Genomic DNA, 14,398 nt, shown 5'->3' on the forward strand with positions numbered 1-14,398 from the left:
GTCAGGTTCTGGCCGACATCATCGGCTCCGGTTCCGTGCCCGTGGTGCGCCTGACCGAGGTGTTCCGCCAGGCCGCCAGCAGCCAGATCATCACCAGCGCGCACCGCATCAACCAGGGCCAGATACCGGACCTCTCGAAACCTGACGGAGAGACGGATTTCTACTATGTGCCGGCCGCCGAACCCGAGCAGGCGGTCGAGCGTATCGTGGAACTGGTCCGCAACCGGATACCCCGGCGCTTCGGCTTCGATCCGATCCGTGAGATCCAGGTTCTCTGCCCGATGAACCGCGGCGGTGTTGGTGCCCGTTCTCTGAACGTCGAACTGCAGGCCGCCCTGAACCCCTCGGGAGACACCAAGGTCGAGCGGTTCGGCTGGACCTTCGCGCCCGGCGACAAGGTCATGCAGATCGAGAATGACTACGACAAGGAGGTCTACAACGGCGATATCGGCTATGTCATCGGGATCGATCCCGAGGAGCAGGAACTCTCGGTGGACTTCGATGGCCGGAACGTCACCTTCGGCTTCGGCGAACTGGACACGCTTGTGCCGGCATACGCCGCTACGATTCACAAGAGCCAGGGGTCCGAGTACCCGGCCGTTGTGATCCCGGTGATGACTCAGCACTACGCCATGCTGCAGCGCAACCTGCTCTACACCGGCATCACCCGCGGCAAGCGGCTGGTGGTGCTTGTCGGCCAGCGGAAGGCCGTGGCTATCGCGATTAAGAACGTGTCAGGTCGGAGACGGTGGTCCAAGCTGCACGAATGGCTGGCCGACGGTGGAGCGACGTGAAAGCCAGCCGGAGAATTGAAGCTGCAGACCCGGCAACGGCATATTCGTTGTTTGTGCGGCCGTTGCAAGGGCCATGTCAAAGCGAACCGGCTTGCGGTTTCAGGATCGACCGGATGTGATGGCCCTTTCTGCGGCCGTCATCAACGCTCCACCGCTCATTTGCAGATGAGCGACTTTTCTCACCCCGTGCGGCACCCGAATACAGACCACTCCATTCTCTGAGCCAATTGTTCGGCAGCGTAAGTGCCCATCATGGAGTTTCCATAGGCATTGAGCCCGGGTGACCAAATTGCGATGGACGCCCGCTCCGGCGCAATGAGCAGAATCCCTCCGCCGACACCGGATTTTCCTGGCAACCCAACCCGGAAGGCGAAGTCGCCAGAACCGTCGTAGTGGCCGCACATCATCATGAGCGCATTGATGCGTCGCGCCTTGAGGGGTGTCAGCAGGCGCGGTGCATCTGGGAGACCGGCTATCACCCGTCCGGCGCGGGCCAGTTGTACGCAACTCATTTCAATTGCGCATTGGTGGAAGTAGGTTCCAAGCGTCATCTCCGGCTGGCTTTTCAGGTTTCCGAAGGATTTCAGGTAGTTTGCCAGTGCAACGTTGCGATAGCCGGTTTCCGCCTCTGAACTGGCAACTGCCTTGTCGATATGAATGTCTTCGTCTTCAGCGGCTGCGCGAACAAACGCCAGAATCTCGGATAACGCCTCCTTTGGCGCGCGCCCTGTCAGCAGTTCATCGGTTGTTACCAGTGCCCCGGCATTGATGAATGGATTTCGGGGACGGCCATGCTCCTGTTCAAGTAACAGGATTGAATCGAATGGTCGCCCCGATGGCTCTCGCCCGACTCGAGTCCACACCTGCTCGCCGATCCGGCCGAGCACACATGCGAGGGAAAATACTTTCGAAACCGACTGGATCGAGAACGGTTTACTTGCCTGCCCCGCAGTGACGGTCTGACCGTCGGCCAGTGAGACCGCGATCCCGAATTGTGCGGGATCGACCCGGGCAAGTTCAGGGATGTAATCCGCCACGTCACCCCAGTCGCCGCGTCTCCTGATCTCCGTATCGAGATCGACAAGAAATCGCTCGAGCGCCTCGGTCATGGCAATCTCCTCTCGTGCTGGTGTGAACCGAGCAGACCATGTCACAAACAGCCCGCGGACAAAGCCGGCTCACCGGGCCATAGCGGATTTGCACATGAAAGGTATCCTGGCAGAGGTGAGGCTCGGCAGTGCACTGCCCGCCAAAGGTCCACTCCATTGGCAGTAGCTGGAGTTCCGCGCATCCAAGTAACCTTGACCCCCCGTGTCAATGGATCATGCCTTCCGCGCCCGCGGCGAGCGATGCCAGGATGGCAGCCGCCAGAACGACCGAAACGGCGCCGAAGCTAATCCCCACTGCCGCGACCAAACCGTCGTGTTCCACCAGGCCGACGCCCACAATGAAGAGCGAGATGGCTGGGAACCAGCCGCTGAAGGGCACCGGCAAAAACAGTGCGAAGGCGATCACGAACAGAATTAGGCCCAACATTCGCTCGTACCGTCTCGTGAAAAGCGCTGTATGGCGCGTCGTCAGCACGCGCTCCAGCCTGCGGGTGACGGGACGGAGGCGAAGCACCGTCCGTCGTAGTTTGGCCTGGTCGAGTTCCAGACGCGCGAGCCGTCCTGGAAGCCTGACATACGGGAAACCGAGCATCATCTGGCCTGTCGTCACGAGTAGCGGCAAACCGGTGATGAGGGACGATCCTGGTGGCAGTGGCAGCAATGTCAGCAGAGAGAACAGGACGATCGCCCATCCGAACGATGCTTCGCCCAACGACGACAGCAGGTTGCCGAGCGTCAATGTTCCCGCAAGGTGATGGTCGCGCGAAGTCCGCAGGATAGGTAGTGAAAGGGATGGCCGCCTGCGTAATCCGTCCTGCCGTTGCATCCTGTCCCTCTCAAGCGAACGTCCCGGATATCACGCTTCAATCGGCCTTATGCAATCCCGAGATGCATCTGACATGCCAAATCCGAAAAGAGAGCGGGGGCAATCCAGTCACGTTGTCGCTGGAAATCGCCGAGACAATACTGGACCGGGGAGACGTCTTTGACCGGATTGCCGCAGACTACTTCAGTCTCGCTCCGCAGATACGCAACAGCTTGCCGGTCCGGTCGCCAGCAAACATGATCGGAGGCAGCGGCGTAGATGCGCTCAGGAGCGGATTTCGGAGGGGACTATGAGCGGGACAGTAATCCAGGAAGACCTGACGATTGAGGGCAATCTGAAAGCAAAAGATGGGACGGTTTCCATCAGCGGAAAAGTCGTCGGCGATATTGATGCCAACGTTGTTGAAATCCTTTCTTCAGGTCACGTGAAGGGGGGCGTCACCGCTGTGAACGTGACGATATCCGGAGCGCTTGAAGGGAGCGCCAAGTGCAGTGAACTCACCCTGGAAGAAAAATCCGAATTGAAGGCCGACGTGTCTGCAAAAACCATGTCGATGAGTTCGGGCGCCAAGGTTCACGGCAAGGTTGCGGTTGGCTGAAGCCAAACGCCTGCCTCAGTAGGAAGCCTCCCACTGCAGGTTGACGGATGTGCGCCCGAGGACATCCCCATGTTCATGCCTGCTCCCGTTGCACACACCAAGTCGCAAATATCCGTAGGCTGCTGTAGCGAGTTTGTCTTGTCGGTCAGAGTTTCTTCAGGCTTGAATAGGCGTTCAGAAGCTCTGCGACTTCTATAACCTTCAGATCGTTGAAGCCGAGGTGATGTCCTGGGGCAGGACAGAACCGGCCGTAATGATCCTGCTCAGGCCCAGCTTCGATCTTTTGGTAGCCCGACCTGCCGCCCGAACCCGAATAGATCATCAATTCGTTCATGCGTTCCTGCGTGAAAAATACTGCTCCATCGGTTCCTGTGACTTCGAAGGACAGACACGAGGCCACGATGCTGACGAACAAATATGAGATCTAAGTCGCAGCGCGGAAACGTGTGACCCAAGCGGGATACGTGGTCGAGGAAGCCCTGCGTCACCTTTCCGGCTATCCGGGCGGACAGCCCACGATCATGCAAGCCGAGCGTGATCTACTGGATGCACAACTCCTTCTGAACCGGACTACCGGAGCCCTGAAACCAGAGCTCCAAGCAAATTCTTCCGGGACTAGGTGAACTGGCTCATTGGCCGCCAAATACCTTCGTCGCCATCCGGCTTTCAATCAGTTCTTCTTCGATCAGCACGTAGATTTCGTCCGGGGGCGTTGCAAGCGAGTAGAGCATTACTCCCGGGTCAATGCCCATTTCGATGAGGTATTCCATCGTTCGGCCTTGACCGGCCTGAATGCCCTCTACCGCGAGGAAGACGGGCATGTAGCCGGGTGTCTCGTAGTAGTGCTGGTGCAGGCCGACAGCGCTCTGCAGGGAGACCTGACGTTCGGTCCCGGCTGCAAGGATATAGGGGCACGCCGACAGGCATAACGCCCCGGGTAGCATGATCGTGTCAGCCTCCAGATTCCGCACAGCCCGGCCAATCGACAAGGCTTCTTCCACTACGCCTCCCGGGCTGTTCAATGCGATCAGTGACGGCGGATCTTTCAGTCCTGCCAGGAACCCGTCGAAACGTCTACCGTCACCCGGTTCGATCTGTCCTGTCACCAGAATTACCTCACCGAACTCGTCAGTAGTCTGCAGCGTGAATTCCAGGCGTTCGGGAAGTTCTTCCGGGAATTCGATACCCGGTATGTTGGCGGGGCCGGTATAATCCGGCCGAGTACGTGATGGATCGTACCGTCTCACTTGATCGCCGGGGTGGACCGGCCCGGTTGGCAGCGCCTCGTTGCCGGCAAACCGCGGAAGCCATCGCGACTGAAAATCCGAGAGCACCAGAAATACCGCGATTGCCGCCTGCGCGATCAGAACCCAACGCAGACCACGGCGGATGCTGATCCTTGAAGACAGGGCCTCTGGCGAGAGCATGTTCTACTCTGCCGCTTCCAGTTTTGACGAAGTCTCCGGTTCCGGATTCGTCATCTTGCGATGGATTTCGCCGTCAGCGACTGCCATCGAGGCTTCGACATCCTTCATTGCATTGATCGCCGCTTTCAGATCAGCCAGGGTAAGCGTTTCCTCGATGCTGAGGCCGTCTCGACCGCTGCGAATCGCCGCCTGAGCGATGGCCAGAACGAAAACGAGGATAGCCGGAAGGAGATCAATGGCAATTGCGCCCGCCCACGACGGAACGAAGCTGCCTGCATACCTGATGACGGCGTCGGCACTCGAAATAGGATTGTAGGCTGTCTCTTGCGGTGGTTCCATTGCAAGCACCTCGCCGGCAGCCTGTTTGAGCGTCCGGCTACGTTGATCCAGTGCGTCGAGCACTGACGCGATTGTCGAGGACTGGGCGTCCCGGACGGCGCTATTACGGCCATCCAGTTCGGGAAGGACAACGGAAGCGGGAAGGTCTGCTGCCGCACGTGAAACGAGCGGAGCGACAGAATACTGGTTCAAGTTCGAGATGACACCGGCAAGCCGGACGCTTTCTTCGGAAAATGCGACCGATCGTTGCTCGACCGGACCGGGAGCGACTGTTAGAGCACGCATCCTCCCGAGGATTTCATTTCCTTCTTCAAATGCAGCCTCGATCAGGGGTTGCTGCTCGGCGATCTGTGCCTCCAGGTTTCGGAGCTCTTCGGTCTTTTGGGTGAGCACACGAAAGACCGCTCCTTCACCCGCCGTTCCCGACAGTTCTCCCGACCGTTCCTGATTGGCGAGGGCTTCGAAGGCTTCCCTTGCCCGCTGGACTTCGCGTCCAAGAGACTGACCCGACAAGGCAATGTCATGGGATTGTTCCAGCGCTGCCTGATAATCACGCACGGTATTGTCGAGATGCTGTTCGACTGCCGCGGAACCGGCCAGCGCTGCCGCGTTCAGCCAACTCGACATAGCGACGATGGCAAAAGATCCTACAATCGTGGAGATTGTCAGGCCAATGAACCCGGCGGCGCTGCGCATCGATGGAAGAAGACGGAGCATGTAGCTCCAGAAGACGAAGATACCGACTGACACGGCGACGGAATAAGCGACCGCCGCAAAGAACGACATCGCTCCGGTATCTTCTAGAAGCGACGACACACCGAGATAGGTGTAGATTCCAGAGGCGATTGCCAGCACGCCAAGGGCCGCGGGTGTAAAGGTGTCGAGCCAAGCGAGGTGGCTCTCGAGTTCCTTTGCCGTACGGAGCCCCTTTGCCTCGGCCGCGGTGAGTTTCTGTCTTCCTTCTGTCACCTTGTCCCCCGTCACGTTGTTCAAACCTTACTCATATAGGTACCCGTAGGTGCACCGCATCGCCTCGCATGTCGCACCTATGCGTTTCCTGACATCTCCGGCACTTCTATGAAAGCATGTCGGCATCAGAATAAGACCTTACCCGTTCAGAAACGCGACATTCATGCTGCTCGATAGCAGCCCTTTGCGCTCAATGTAACGAACGGCAGTTTCTAACTCGGATCGACAGCGCCTGGGCGGAGGCTTTATGCGCTTGCAGCATTAGACCGGCCGTCGAGAACGGCCGAGGCTGTGTGAAAACTCTTGGTGTCCGCCCGAACCGGACGAAAACGCCGTCTGACGTCGCTCTCTAGCGAAGCTGAGTGGTATGTCTGGCGTTTGGTGGCAGCGAGGTCCACGAGAGCAATTTGGGCCCGGAGTTTTCACACAGCTTTGGCCCACAGGTGACAATGACATCCGAGACCGCTGCCGCGGTGCAGCTTCGCCAGACCGGACGTTCATGCGGCATTCAGCAACTCGGCCTGCTACGGCGGCCCTGTCCCGGGTTGCGCGATCCGGATGCGGAAGTTCGGACGTATCGGCGTTCGCCAGGGCAGTTGGCATGTTCTGCCTGGTGCCGTAATTCTGTCGTCATGACCGATGCACCCACGCCCCTGATTGCCGCCATCGCCACCGCTCCGGATGAGGCGACCCATGCCCGCCTGCTCCGGGACGGCGCCCGCGTCCTGCTGGCCGATCCCGCAGCCATTGCGGATGTGGCCACCGCCGCTGTGGACCCGGATAGCGATGCCACGACGCAGGCGGCCGCGGCACTCCTGTCCAGCGCCCTCGACGAGGCGCGCATGGCCGCAGAGAATGACGCGCCCGAGGGCACCGCGCTGCTCGACGCCGTCGCCGCCGCGATCACCGCGCGGGACGCCGGCCAGCCGCTCGCGCCAGTCTTACGTCTGCGACTGGCCCGGATCTACGCCCGCGCGGGCCTGGTGCCGCCGCCCTTTGCCACCCTGACCGCCGATGTCATGGCGGAGGCCGGCGCCGCTTCCGAGGACATGCCCGACCTCAATGCATTGCTCGACCCGATCCTGCAGGAGATCGGCGATGAGCCGCTGCAGGTCCATGCCGCACTGGGCGAACTCCTCGCGGGGCTGCCGGCCGAGCTTGCCGCGATGGTGGTCTCCATGATCCTCGCGCGCCCCGGCGCTGTGGAGGCGCGGCTCGGGCTCTACTGGCTGCTGGATCCGCAAGCGGATCTCCGTCTCGCCGCCGCGACGGTGCTCCTGTCCCGCGCCGAAACAGGGGGGCTGGCCCCGGACCTTGCCGCACTCCTGCCCGCAATCCGGAAGTGGCTGCCCGACGATTCCACCCGCGCCGCCCTCGACGGGGCGATCCGGCGTCAGATGCGCAGCGGCATGGCGCGGACCGAGGCACCCACCGCAAAGATTCACCGGGCCGCCGCCAGCCTGCCGGATGGCGCCGGTGCGCAGAGCCTGATCGCGGCCGTCCAGACCGGCAGCCGGCGCGGCGTTGCGATGGCAATGCTGAAGCAGGGCCACGGCGTGAAGGATGCCTTTATCATCCCCTGCGCAAGCGCGACCGAGCAAAGACAGATGCTTGCCGGCGTCCTGGACGAGATCGAAACCTTCGACATCTCGCCCGATGCGCTGGTCGCGGCTCTGGCGCGCGGTCTTGGCGAGGGCCTGGCGCTTGGGCACCTGCCCGCGCCCGGGATAGTGGACCTGGCCGAACGCCTTGGCCTCGCTGCGCTGATCCCCGCCGCCGCGGAGACCGACGACATTCTTGCGTCCATCGGCGCAGCCGAGGCGCTCGCGGGTCTTCCGGCGGCCCACCGCACCGAGCTTGTGAGGGCCAGCGCCGACTGGATCGAGCTCTTCGATCAGGCCGATAGCTGGTTCGAGGATACCGGCACGCTCCGCGCCGCCATCACGCGGGCGCGCACGGAGAAGGGGAGCGAAACCGCTGTCTGGAAGCATCTCGGGACCCGACGGGACTGGTGGGCGCGGCATTTCGCGGTCTCGGCGGCGACACTGAAGGAAGAGGCCGGGGTGGAACCCGCGTTCTGGCTGTCATTCGCCGCGGTGGCGCAGGCGCTTCTCGAGGGTCGGTCGCTCAAACGCATCCCGATCATGGCCGAGATCGTGGCGATGACGCTGGAAGCACATTCGGAGCGCGAAGGGAATGCTTCGCCGGTGCCACGAAGCGAAGAGCAGGATGGGGCCGGTTCTCTTCTCGCGCATGCCGGGGTGACCGAGGCCTATCTTCACGGCTATCTCGCGGCGCTGGCGATCACACCGCTGGAACCCGCGCCGGAGGCCTGGCTGGGAGCGCTGCTCGGCGGAATCGCGTTTCCCGGTCAAGGCGCGCTCGATCAGCTGATGGAGTTCGTTGTTGTGCAAGCCAACCTCGCCGACGATGAAGCTGGCGACCCGGAGACCACAGCCCGCGCGCTTGCCGCGCTCGACGAAGACGGTCTGCGGGATTGGGCGGCGGGCTTCGACGACCTCGTGGCAGCGACCCGACGATCCTGGCCGACAAAGTCACTGGCCGCAGACGACAAGCGCGTCCTGCGCGACATAGGGCAGATCGCCAAGGGCGCGGATGGCACAACACTTCGTGCGGTGCTGCCGTCCTGGGTGGCTCGGCGCCACGCCTTGCGGAAATAGGTATACCTATCCGCGATGGGATGGCTTCGGGGCCTTCTGATGTTCCGGCCCCAGGCACCCGCACGCCGACCGAATGTTCAACACTTGCGGCGTTCCCAGGAGTGGGCGCTATATCCTACGCGGAAACAGAAGTGCTTGGCCGGCTGTCGTGCGGGCACCGTGGCCAAATCATAGCAGCGCTGCCGTCCGGCCAGGGAGCCACTCCCAATCGGTATTGAAGACCGACTCCTCGGGCGCACCGGTGGCTGGCCCGGTGCGGCGCAGGGCGCCTGGGTGTCAGCGAAGGGCGCCATCGGCCCGCAGCGCCTCGTATTTCTCCGGGGAGAACCACCAGTAGTCTTCACCGCGGTCATAGAGTGGCTTGATCTCGGGGCGGTCGAAGACGTCCCAATAGGCCAGCCAATGCTCACCCTTGTGCCAGTTCGGCACCCAGATGTGATGAATGCGCAGAACGCGATCGAGTGCTCGGGCGGCCGTGACCATCTCTTCGCGGCTCCCGGCGCCGATCACCCGGTCGATGAGTGCATCGACCACCGGATCCGCGAGGCCCGCTGCATTGTAGCTGCCCGGGGTATTCGCGCTGCCGCTGCCGAGAAAGTTGCGGAGCTCCACCGAGGGCGTGTTGCTCAGGACGAAACGTCGGATCGTCATGTCGTAGTCGAACTCTTCCAGGCGCTGCTGCAGTTGTGCGGCATCGATCTGGCTGAAGCTGGCATCGATCCCGACACGGCGGAGGTTCTCGACATAGGGCAACGCGATGCGAGCGAAGGCGGTGCCGCCGGCGATGAATACGAGGCCCAGGACCTCGCCGGCCGCGTTGCGCCAAAGCCCGTCGTCGCCCACGGTCCAGCCTGCAGCATCGAGCAGTTGAGATGCACCGCGCAGGGCGCGCCGATCCGCCAGCGTTGCCGTGCTTTCGGGGAGTGTGAAGGCGGGCTCGGTGAATATCTCCGGGGGCAGCTGGTCCTGAAACTCCTTCAGCAGGGTGCGTTCGGCCTCCTCCGGCAGGCCCTCGGCCTGCATATCGGTATTCTCGAAGAAGCTGTCGGTGCGTGTATAGAGGCCGTGGAAGAGTTGCTCGTTCGACCACTCGAAGTTGAACAGCATGGCCAGAGCCTGCCGCGTGCGCGGGTCGGAGTATTCTGCGCGCCGCATGTTGATCCAGAAACCCTGGGTGCCAGCCGCCCGATTGTCGGGGATTACATCTCGCAGCACCCAGCCGCGGTCGAGCGCGGGGAAGTCGTAGCCCGTGGCCCAGACGGCCGAAGTGAACTCCTCGTGGAACAGGTACTCGCCGGATTTGAGCGCCTCGAACGCCGCAGTGTTGTCCGCGAAATACTCGTAGACAACGCAGTCGAAATTGTCCTTGCCGATGTTCACTGGAAGGTCGGCGCCCCAGTAGTCCGGGTTTCGGCAATAGGTGATCGAACGGCCGGGATCGGCCTTCGCGACCAGGTAGGGCCCCGAGCCGAGCGGCGGTTCCATCGTGGAGCGCGTGAAGTCCCGCGTCTCGTAGTAGTGGGCGGGCAGGATCGGGATCTGCGCGATCTCGCCGGGCAGGTCGCGGGTCATCGCATCGGGATCGAAGTCGATCCGGATCGTGCGGTCGTCGATCACGTCGGTTGTCGCCACGTTCTCGAGCAGCACGCGGTAGCTGGGAAGGCCGTCCTTGGCCAGTGTCTCGAAGGTAAAGGCGACATCCGCCGCCGTGACCGGTGCGCCATCCGCAAATCGGGCACCGGCGCGCAGGTGGAAGATCACGTAGGACCGATCCTCGGGATATTCGATACGCTCGGCCAGCAGGCCGTAGACCGCGTCGGGTTCATCCCAGGCGCGGACCATGAGGGTGTCGTAGAGCCGGGAAAGACCCTGGCCAGGTTCGCCGGAGAGGATGAAATCGTTGAGGCTGTCGAAGGTATTCGAAGCGCCGGTGCCGCGGAAACTGATCTTGCCGCCCTTGGGGGCGTCGGGATTGACATAGTCGAAATGGGGAAAGTCGGGTGGGTATTTGAGATCGCCGAAGGTGGAAAACCCGTGGCTAACGACAGTGCTCCCCTCGGTGGTGGCGCTCGCCAAGTTTGCGAAGGGAAGGCCGAGGAGGCAGGTCACGAAGATAATGAGGCGCATTTCGGGCTCCTGTTATGTCCTTCTGGTTGAGCAGGAGGCACCACGACCTTCGCCAGTGCGCGACCTCAGGTTCGAGTTGCGGTTCTCCCACTGGCATGCATGGAGCCTATCCGATCGGCCCGACCTGTCCACCGAGCAATCACTCGCGAGGTTGTCACGCAGAGGTCCAATCGATTGTGGCTGGACTCCTCTCCGCATCTGCTGTCGTCGCGGGTGACCTGAACGGCTTCGGGGGGTGGGAGTCTTCAACGCTCGACCGCAACCTCATCGAAGGTATTACCGACGCCGCACATGAATACCTCCGGGTGATCCGGCAGCCTGTCTCCAACGTAACAGATCAATCATGGAGGATTGGACTTGCTACGTATCGCGCTCATGAGCCTAATTGTCGGTTTTGCAAGCCACGTTGATGCACGTCCTGTGTCCGGGACGTTCGACTCGATAGACGGGGGCACCATCTCGCTGGAGGACTGGCGGGGTTATCCCATCCTCGTGGTCAACACAGCCTCCCTTTGTGGCTTCACTCCGCAGTATGACGGCTTGCAGGCGCTCTATGACCGCTACCGAGATCGCGGTCTCAAGGTTCTCGCGGTCCCTTCGAACGATTTCCGGCAGGAGCTGGCCAGTGGCTCGGAAGTTAAGGATTTCTGCGAGCTGAATTTCGACCTCGACTTGCCCATGACCGACATCACGCCCGTCCGCGGCGCGCAGGCGCATCCGTTTTACATATCTGTGAGGACCGAGACGGGGTTCGTCCCGCGTTGGAACTTCAATAAGGTGTTGGTCGACCCGGGCGGTGAGGTCGTGAAGACTTGGGGATCCTTGACGAGGCCGCTATCCCCCGCAATTACGCGTGAGATCGAAGCATTGCTGAATTGAAGGGACTTTAAGAATGGTCTCTTGCCCCGGTCGTACCTGGCTTCGTAAGCATATTTTTGTCTTCGCAATGATCGTCCCAAGCCTTGGCTTTGCCGACGGCTGGAGCGCACTCAACCAACCAGGCGCTATCGGGTTGATGCGTCATGCGCTGGCGCCCGGCACGGGCGACCCGGAGGGCTTTCGTCTCGGTGACTGCAGCACGCAGCGCAATCTCGACGCACGCGGCCGCGCGCAGGCTCAAGTCATCGGTCAAACCTTGCGTGCAGAAGCGGTCCAAATCGATCATGTCCTGAGCAGCGCCTGGTGCCGTTGTCGCGAGACCGCAGAACTTCTGGGCTTGGCTGCCGTAGAAATAGCTCCGGAGTTAAACTCGTTCTATCAGCGACCGGAAGCCGGCGCCGCGCAAACGGCCGCAACGCTTGACCTGCTAGAGCGTCTCGAAGGTCCGGCGATCCTGGTGACGCATCAGGTGAACATTACTGCATTGGCAGGTGTTTATCCTCGATCCGGCGAAATTCTTGTGATCCGCATGTCGGACGGCGCCTTGGAAATTATTGATCGCCTGTCGATCGACCACTGAAGACAACCACGCTCCGCCGACAACGCAGCTCTCGGTGGGCACCCGGTCAGAACCAATGTCAAATAGAGCCCGACCGGCGCGAAAATATGTTCAGACTTCGAGCAAGTAACTTGTCCTCAAAGCCAGCGGATGGCTTTTGGTGACTATCGTTCTTAAAACCCATATGTCCGCTGTTCCGGTGTTCCAGAAGCCGCGAAGTGCCGAGCCAGCAAGGGGGCGCCTAATGTGGTGAAGCTCACTGGCTCAAAAGCCGGTTTCTGAAACCTACCTCGCTGATTTCGCGGGAGCCTGATCCGGGTTCAGCCTAAGGATCGAGTAGTTCAGGCAAGCGGCGACTGACACCCATGCGAGGTATGGCACCAGCATGACGCCAGCCAAAGTGTCGGTTTGAAAGAATGCAAGGGCTGTCGCTGCCACAGAAACCCACAACAGAGTAATAATTACCAACCCGGAGCGCATTCGATGCAAACCGAAAAAGACGGGCGTCCACAGGGTGTTGAGTGCGATCTGGAGCGCCCATAGCGCCAATGCGAGACCGCTTCCGTCTGCGACTGCAACACGGGCAGCAGCCCAGGACATCAACAGGTACAGTGATGTCCACATCACCGAGAATACCCAGGAAGGAGGCGTCCATGCGGGCTTGCGAAGACCGCGATACCATTCTCCAGGCGCGAATAAAGCACCGGTAGAGCCCGCCGCGAAACAGGCTGCCAGGAAGATCAGGAACAGAAGGAATGTCATGGTCTTTTTCCGTCGTTTGGGGAGATCCAGCCGCCAAGTGGCATGATCGGCCAAGTAGACACCAAGCTCTGCCAGTTATACATCCGCAGTGCGATCCCTCCCGTAGGCCACAAGCCCAACCGATCGGATCGCTTCCGGTGACACACCGCTCGGAAGCAGGCTTCCCGATGGCTTGATAGCTGACCAGCGCAGCCTGAATTCGCGCCAGTCCGGCCCCGTCTCGAAACTGTCCGTCTTCAGAGTTTTTCGGAGAGCGTGGGGTTTTCTCGTAGCGAGGGTTCCGGTTCGATTTCCGTTTGAGATTATGCGGCAGCGTTCTGATGCTGCAAGCGGCGTTTCTTAATGGTCTGTTTCTTGATCTCCTCTCTCATGGACAGGATCTGGGCGCCGCGGCCGTGGTAGACGTCGGCGGGCGTCAGATTGCCGAGGCTCTCGTGGTATCGCCGGTTGTTGTAGTAATCGACGAACGCTTCGATCTGCCGTTCCAGGTCGCCAGGCAGGTAATAATTCTCCAGCAGGATGCGGTTCTTCATGGTCTGATGCCAACGCTCGATCTTGCCCTGGGTCTGGGGATGGTGGGGAGCGCCGCGCACGTGATCCATACCCTTGTCCTCGAGGAAGTCCGCGAGATCCCCGGCGACATAAGACGACCCGTTGTCGGAGAGCAGTCGCGGTTTGTGCAGGACCGTGACGTCGTCGCAGCCTGACGCCTCCAGCGCCAATTCCAGCGTCTCGGTCACGTCGCTGGCCTTCATCGTCGTGCAGAGCTTCCACGCGACAATGTAGCGGCTGTGGTCGTCGAGGATTGTGCTGAGATAGAACCAGCCCCATGGCCTGCCCCTATCGGGTGGTCCGGTTTCAGTCTTAGTGCATGACGGGCCTGGGTGCTACGGTTGGGGTGGCCGGCGAAGCGGCTCCGGATGGCGGAGCCGGCCACTGCACGACCTCTGGAGCCGGTGGGCGATATCCCAGCGATGAGTGCGGGCGCTTCGTGTTGTAGTGATGCCGCCAACTCTCGATGACGATCTTCGCCTCGGCGAGGCTGTAGAAGATCTCGCCGTTGAGAAGCTCGTCCCGCAGCTTCGCGTTGAAGCTTTCGCAGTAGCCGTTCTCCCAGGGTGACCCGGGCTCGATGTATGCGGTCCTGGCGCCGACCGCGGTGATCCATTGGCGCACCGCCTTAGCCACGAACTCCGGGCCGTAGCACGTCGGGAATCCTTCGGTTCGGGAGGTTATGGCCGCCTGCGGAGCCCCCGAGTTGCGCAGCTGGTGGCCATAACCGGTTTTCAGGTCTCAACAGTGGTTTGGCTGAACCACACTGATGAGGA

Annotated in this window: 12 protein-coding genes and 2 pseudogenes; 5 read left to right on the plus strand and 9 right to left on the minus strand. The window is 61.2% G+C overall.

Going from position 1 to position 14,398, the window contains the following annotated elements; translation table 11 throughout:
- The coding region (locus tag EU800_RS24085; RefSeq protein ID WP_165354827.1) for an ATP-dependent RecD-like DNA helicase at window positions 1-794 on the plus strand (794 nt) is incomplete at its 5' end.
- Window positions 795-973: 179 nt separating this feature from the next.
- On the opposite strand, the gene EU800_RS24090 is transcribed toward EU800_RS24085, so the two are convergent.
- Both EU800_RS24090 and EU800_RS24095 read right to left on the minus strand, forming a co-directional pair.
- Complete coding sequence (locus EU800_RS24090; RefSeq protein WP_129636043.1) at window positions 974-1,903, minus strand: glutaminase; 930 nt, start codon at window positions 1,901-1,903, stop codon at window positions 974-976.
- Window positions 1,904-2,108: 205 nt separating this feature from the next.
- Window positions 2,109-2,729 carry an exopolysaccharide biosynthesis protein gene (locus tag EU800_RS24095; protein WP_129636044.1) on the minus strand — a complete coding sequence of 207 codons (621 nt, stop codon included), beginning with the start codon at window positions 2,727-2,729 and terminating at the stop codon, window positions 2,109-2,111.
- A gap of 289 nt (window positions 2,730-3,018) precedes the next feature.
- Between EU800_RS24095 and EU800_RS24100 the strand changes: the two genes are divergently transcribed.
- Complete coding sequence (locus tag EU800_RS24100) at window positions 3,019-3,327, plus strand: polymer-forming cytoskeletal protein (RefSeq protein WP_129636045.1); 309 nt, start codon at window positions 3,019-3,021, stop codon at window positions 3,325-3,327.
- Between the two features lie 145 nt (window positions 3,328-3,472).
- Here the strand turns inward: EU800_RS24100 and EU800_RS24105 are convergent, their stop codons facing one another.
- The 3 genes from EU800_RS24105 to EU800_RS24115 form a co-directional block, all read right to left on the minus strand.
- On the minus strand, window positions 3,473-3,661 hold the full coding sequence (locus EU800_RS24105) for a hypothetical protein (RefSeq protein ID WP_207209992.1): 189 nt from the start codon (window positions 3,659-3,661) through the stop codon (window positions 3,473-3,475).
- A gap of 295 nt (window positions 3,662-3,956) precedes the next feature.
- Window positions 3,957-4,754 (minus strand): hypothetical protein, encoded by a 798-nt coding sequence (locus EU800_RS24110; RefSeq protein ID WP_129636046.1) that lies wholly within the window; start codon window positions 4,752-4,754, stop codon window positions 3,957-3,959.
- Window positions 4,755-4,757: 3 nt separating this feature from the next.
- The gene (locus tag EU800_RS24115; protein ID WP_242500808.1) at window positions 4,758-6,077 is read right to left on the minus strand and encodes a hypothetical protein; all 1,320 of its coding nucleotides are present in this window, start codon (window positions 6,075-6,077) and stop codon (window positions 4,758-4,760) included.
- A gap of 617 nt (window positions 6,078-6,694) precedes the next feature.
- On the opposite strand from EU800_RS24115, the gene EU800_RS24120 reads away from it, so the two are divergent.
- Entirely contained in the window at window positions 6,695-8,743 is a 2,049-nt protein-coding gene (locus tag EU800_RS24120; RefSeq protein ID WP_129636047.1) for a UPF0149 family protein, read from the plus strand.
- Between the two features lie 276 nt (window positions 8,744-9,019).
- On the opposite strand, the gene EU800_RS24125 is transcribed toward EU800_RS24120, so the two are convergent.
- The gene (locus tag EU800_RS24125) at window positions 9,020-10,870 is read right to left on the minus strand and encodes an extracellular solute-binding protein (protein WP_129636048.1); all 1,851 of its coding nucleotides are present in this window, start codon (window positions 10,868-10,870) and stop codon (window positions 9,020-9,022) included.
- A gap of 375 nt (window positions 10,871-11,245) precedes the next feature.
- On the opposite strand from EU800_RS24125, the gene EU800_RS24130 reads away from it, so the two are divergent.
- Both EU800_RS24130 and EU800_RS24135 read left to right on the plus strand, forming a co-directional pair.
- On the plus strand, window positions 11,246-11,749 hold the full coding sequence (locus EU800_RS24130) for a glutathione peroxidase (RefSeq protein ID WP_129636051.1): 504 nt from the start codon (window positions 11,246-11,248) through the stop codon (window positions 11,747-11,749).
- A 13-nt stretch (window positions 11,750-11,762) separates the two neighbouring features.
- Window positions 11,763-12,329 carry a histidine phosphatase family protein gene (locus tag EU800_RS24135; RefSeq protein WP_242500807.1) on the plus strand — a complete coding sequence of 189 codons (567 nt, stop codon included), beginning with the start codon at window positions 11,763-11,765 and terminating at the stop codon, window positions 12,327-12,329.
- A gap of 264 nt (window positions 12,330-12,593) precedes the next feature.
- Here the strand turns inward: EU800_RS24135 and EU800_RS24140 are convergent, their stop codons facing one another.
- The 3 genes and pseudogenes from EU800_RS24140 to EU800_RS24150 form a co-directional block, all read right to left on the minus strand.
- The gene (locus EU800_RS24140) at window positions 12,594-13,070 is read right to left on the minus strand and encodes a TspO/MBR family protein (protein ID WP_129636049.1); all 477 of its coding nucleotides are present in this window, start codon (window positions 13,068-13,070) and stop codon (window positions 12,594-12,596) included.
- Window positions 13,071-13,372: 302 nt separating this feature from the next.
- Window positions 13,373-13,900, minus strand: a pseudogene (locus tag EU800_RS24145) (transposase); the annotation flags it as partial.
- A 34-nt stretch (window positions 13,901-13,934) separates the two neighbouring features.
- Window positions 13,935-14,270, minus strand: a pseudogene (locus EU800_RS24150) (transposase); the annotation flags it as partial.
- Window positions 14,271-14,398: the final 128 nt, after the last annotated feature.

The organism is Tropicimonas sp. IMCC6043 (assembly GCF_004146235.1).
Lineage (GTDB): Bacteria > Pseudomonadota > Alphaproteobacteria > Rhodobacterales > Rhodobacteraceae > Tropicimonas.

Bases quoted from the DNA above. Each gene is read 5' to 3' on its own strand.
- EU800_RS24090 (WP_129636043.1), bottom strand. From the start codon at position 1,903: ATGACCGAGGCGCTCGAGCGATTTCTTGTCGATCTCGATACGGAGATC.
- EU800_RS24095 (WP_129636044.1), bottom strand. From the start codon at position 2,729: ATGCAACGGCAGGACGGATTACGCAGGCGGCCATCCCTTTCACTACCT.
- EU800_RS24100 (WP_129636045.1), top strand. From the start codon at position 3,019: ATGAGCGGGACAGTAATCCAGGAAGACCTGACGATTGAGGGCAATCTG.
- EU800_RS24105 (WP_207209992.1), bottom strand. From the start codon at position 3,661: ATGAACGAATTGATGATCTATTCGGGTTCGGGCGGCAGGTCGGGCTAC.
- EU800_RS24110 (WP_129636046.1), bottom strand. From the start codon at position 4,754: ATGCTCTCGCCAGAGGCCCTGTCTTCAAGGATCAGCATCCGCCGTGGT.
- EU800_RS24120 (WP_129636047.1), top strand. From the start codon at position 6,695: ATGACCGATGCACCCACGCCCCTGATTGCCGCCATCGCCACCGCTCCG.
- EU800_RS24125 (WP_129636048.1), bottom strand. From the start codon at position 10,870: ATGCGCCTCATTATCTTCGTGACCTGCCTCCTCGGCCTTCCCTTCGCA.
- EU800_RS24130 (WP_129636051.1), top strand. From the start codon at position 11,246: ATGAGCCTAATTGTCGGTTTTGCAAGCCACGTTGATGCACGTCCTGTG.
- EU800_RS24135 (WP_242500807.1), top strand. From the start codon at position 11,763: ATGGTCTCTTGCCCCGGTCGTACCTGGCTTCGTAAGCATATTTTTGTC.
- EU800_RS24140 (WP_129636049.1), bottom strand. From the start codon at position 13,070: ATGACATTCCTTCTGTTCCTGATCTTCCTGGCAGCCTGTTTCGCGGCG.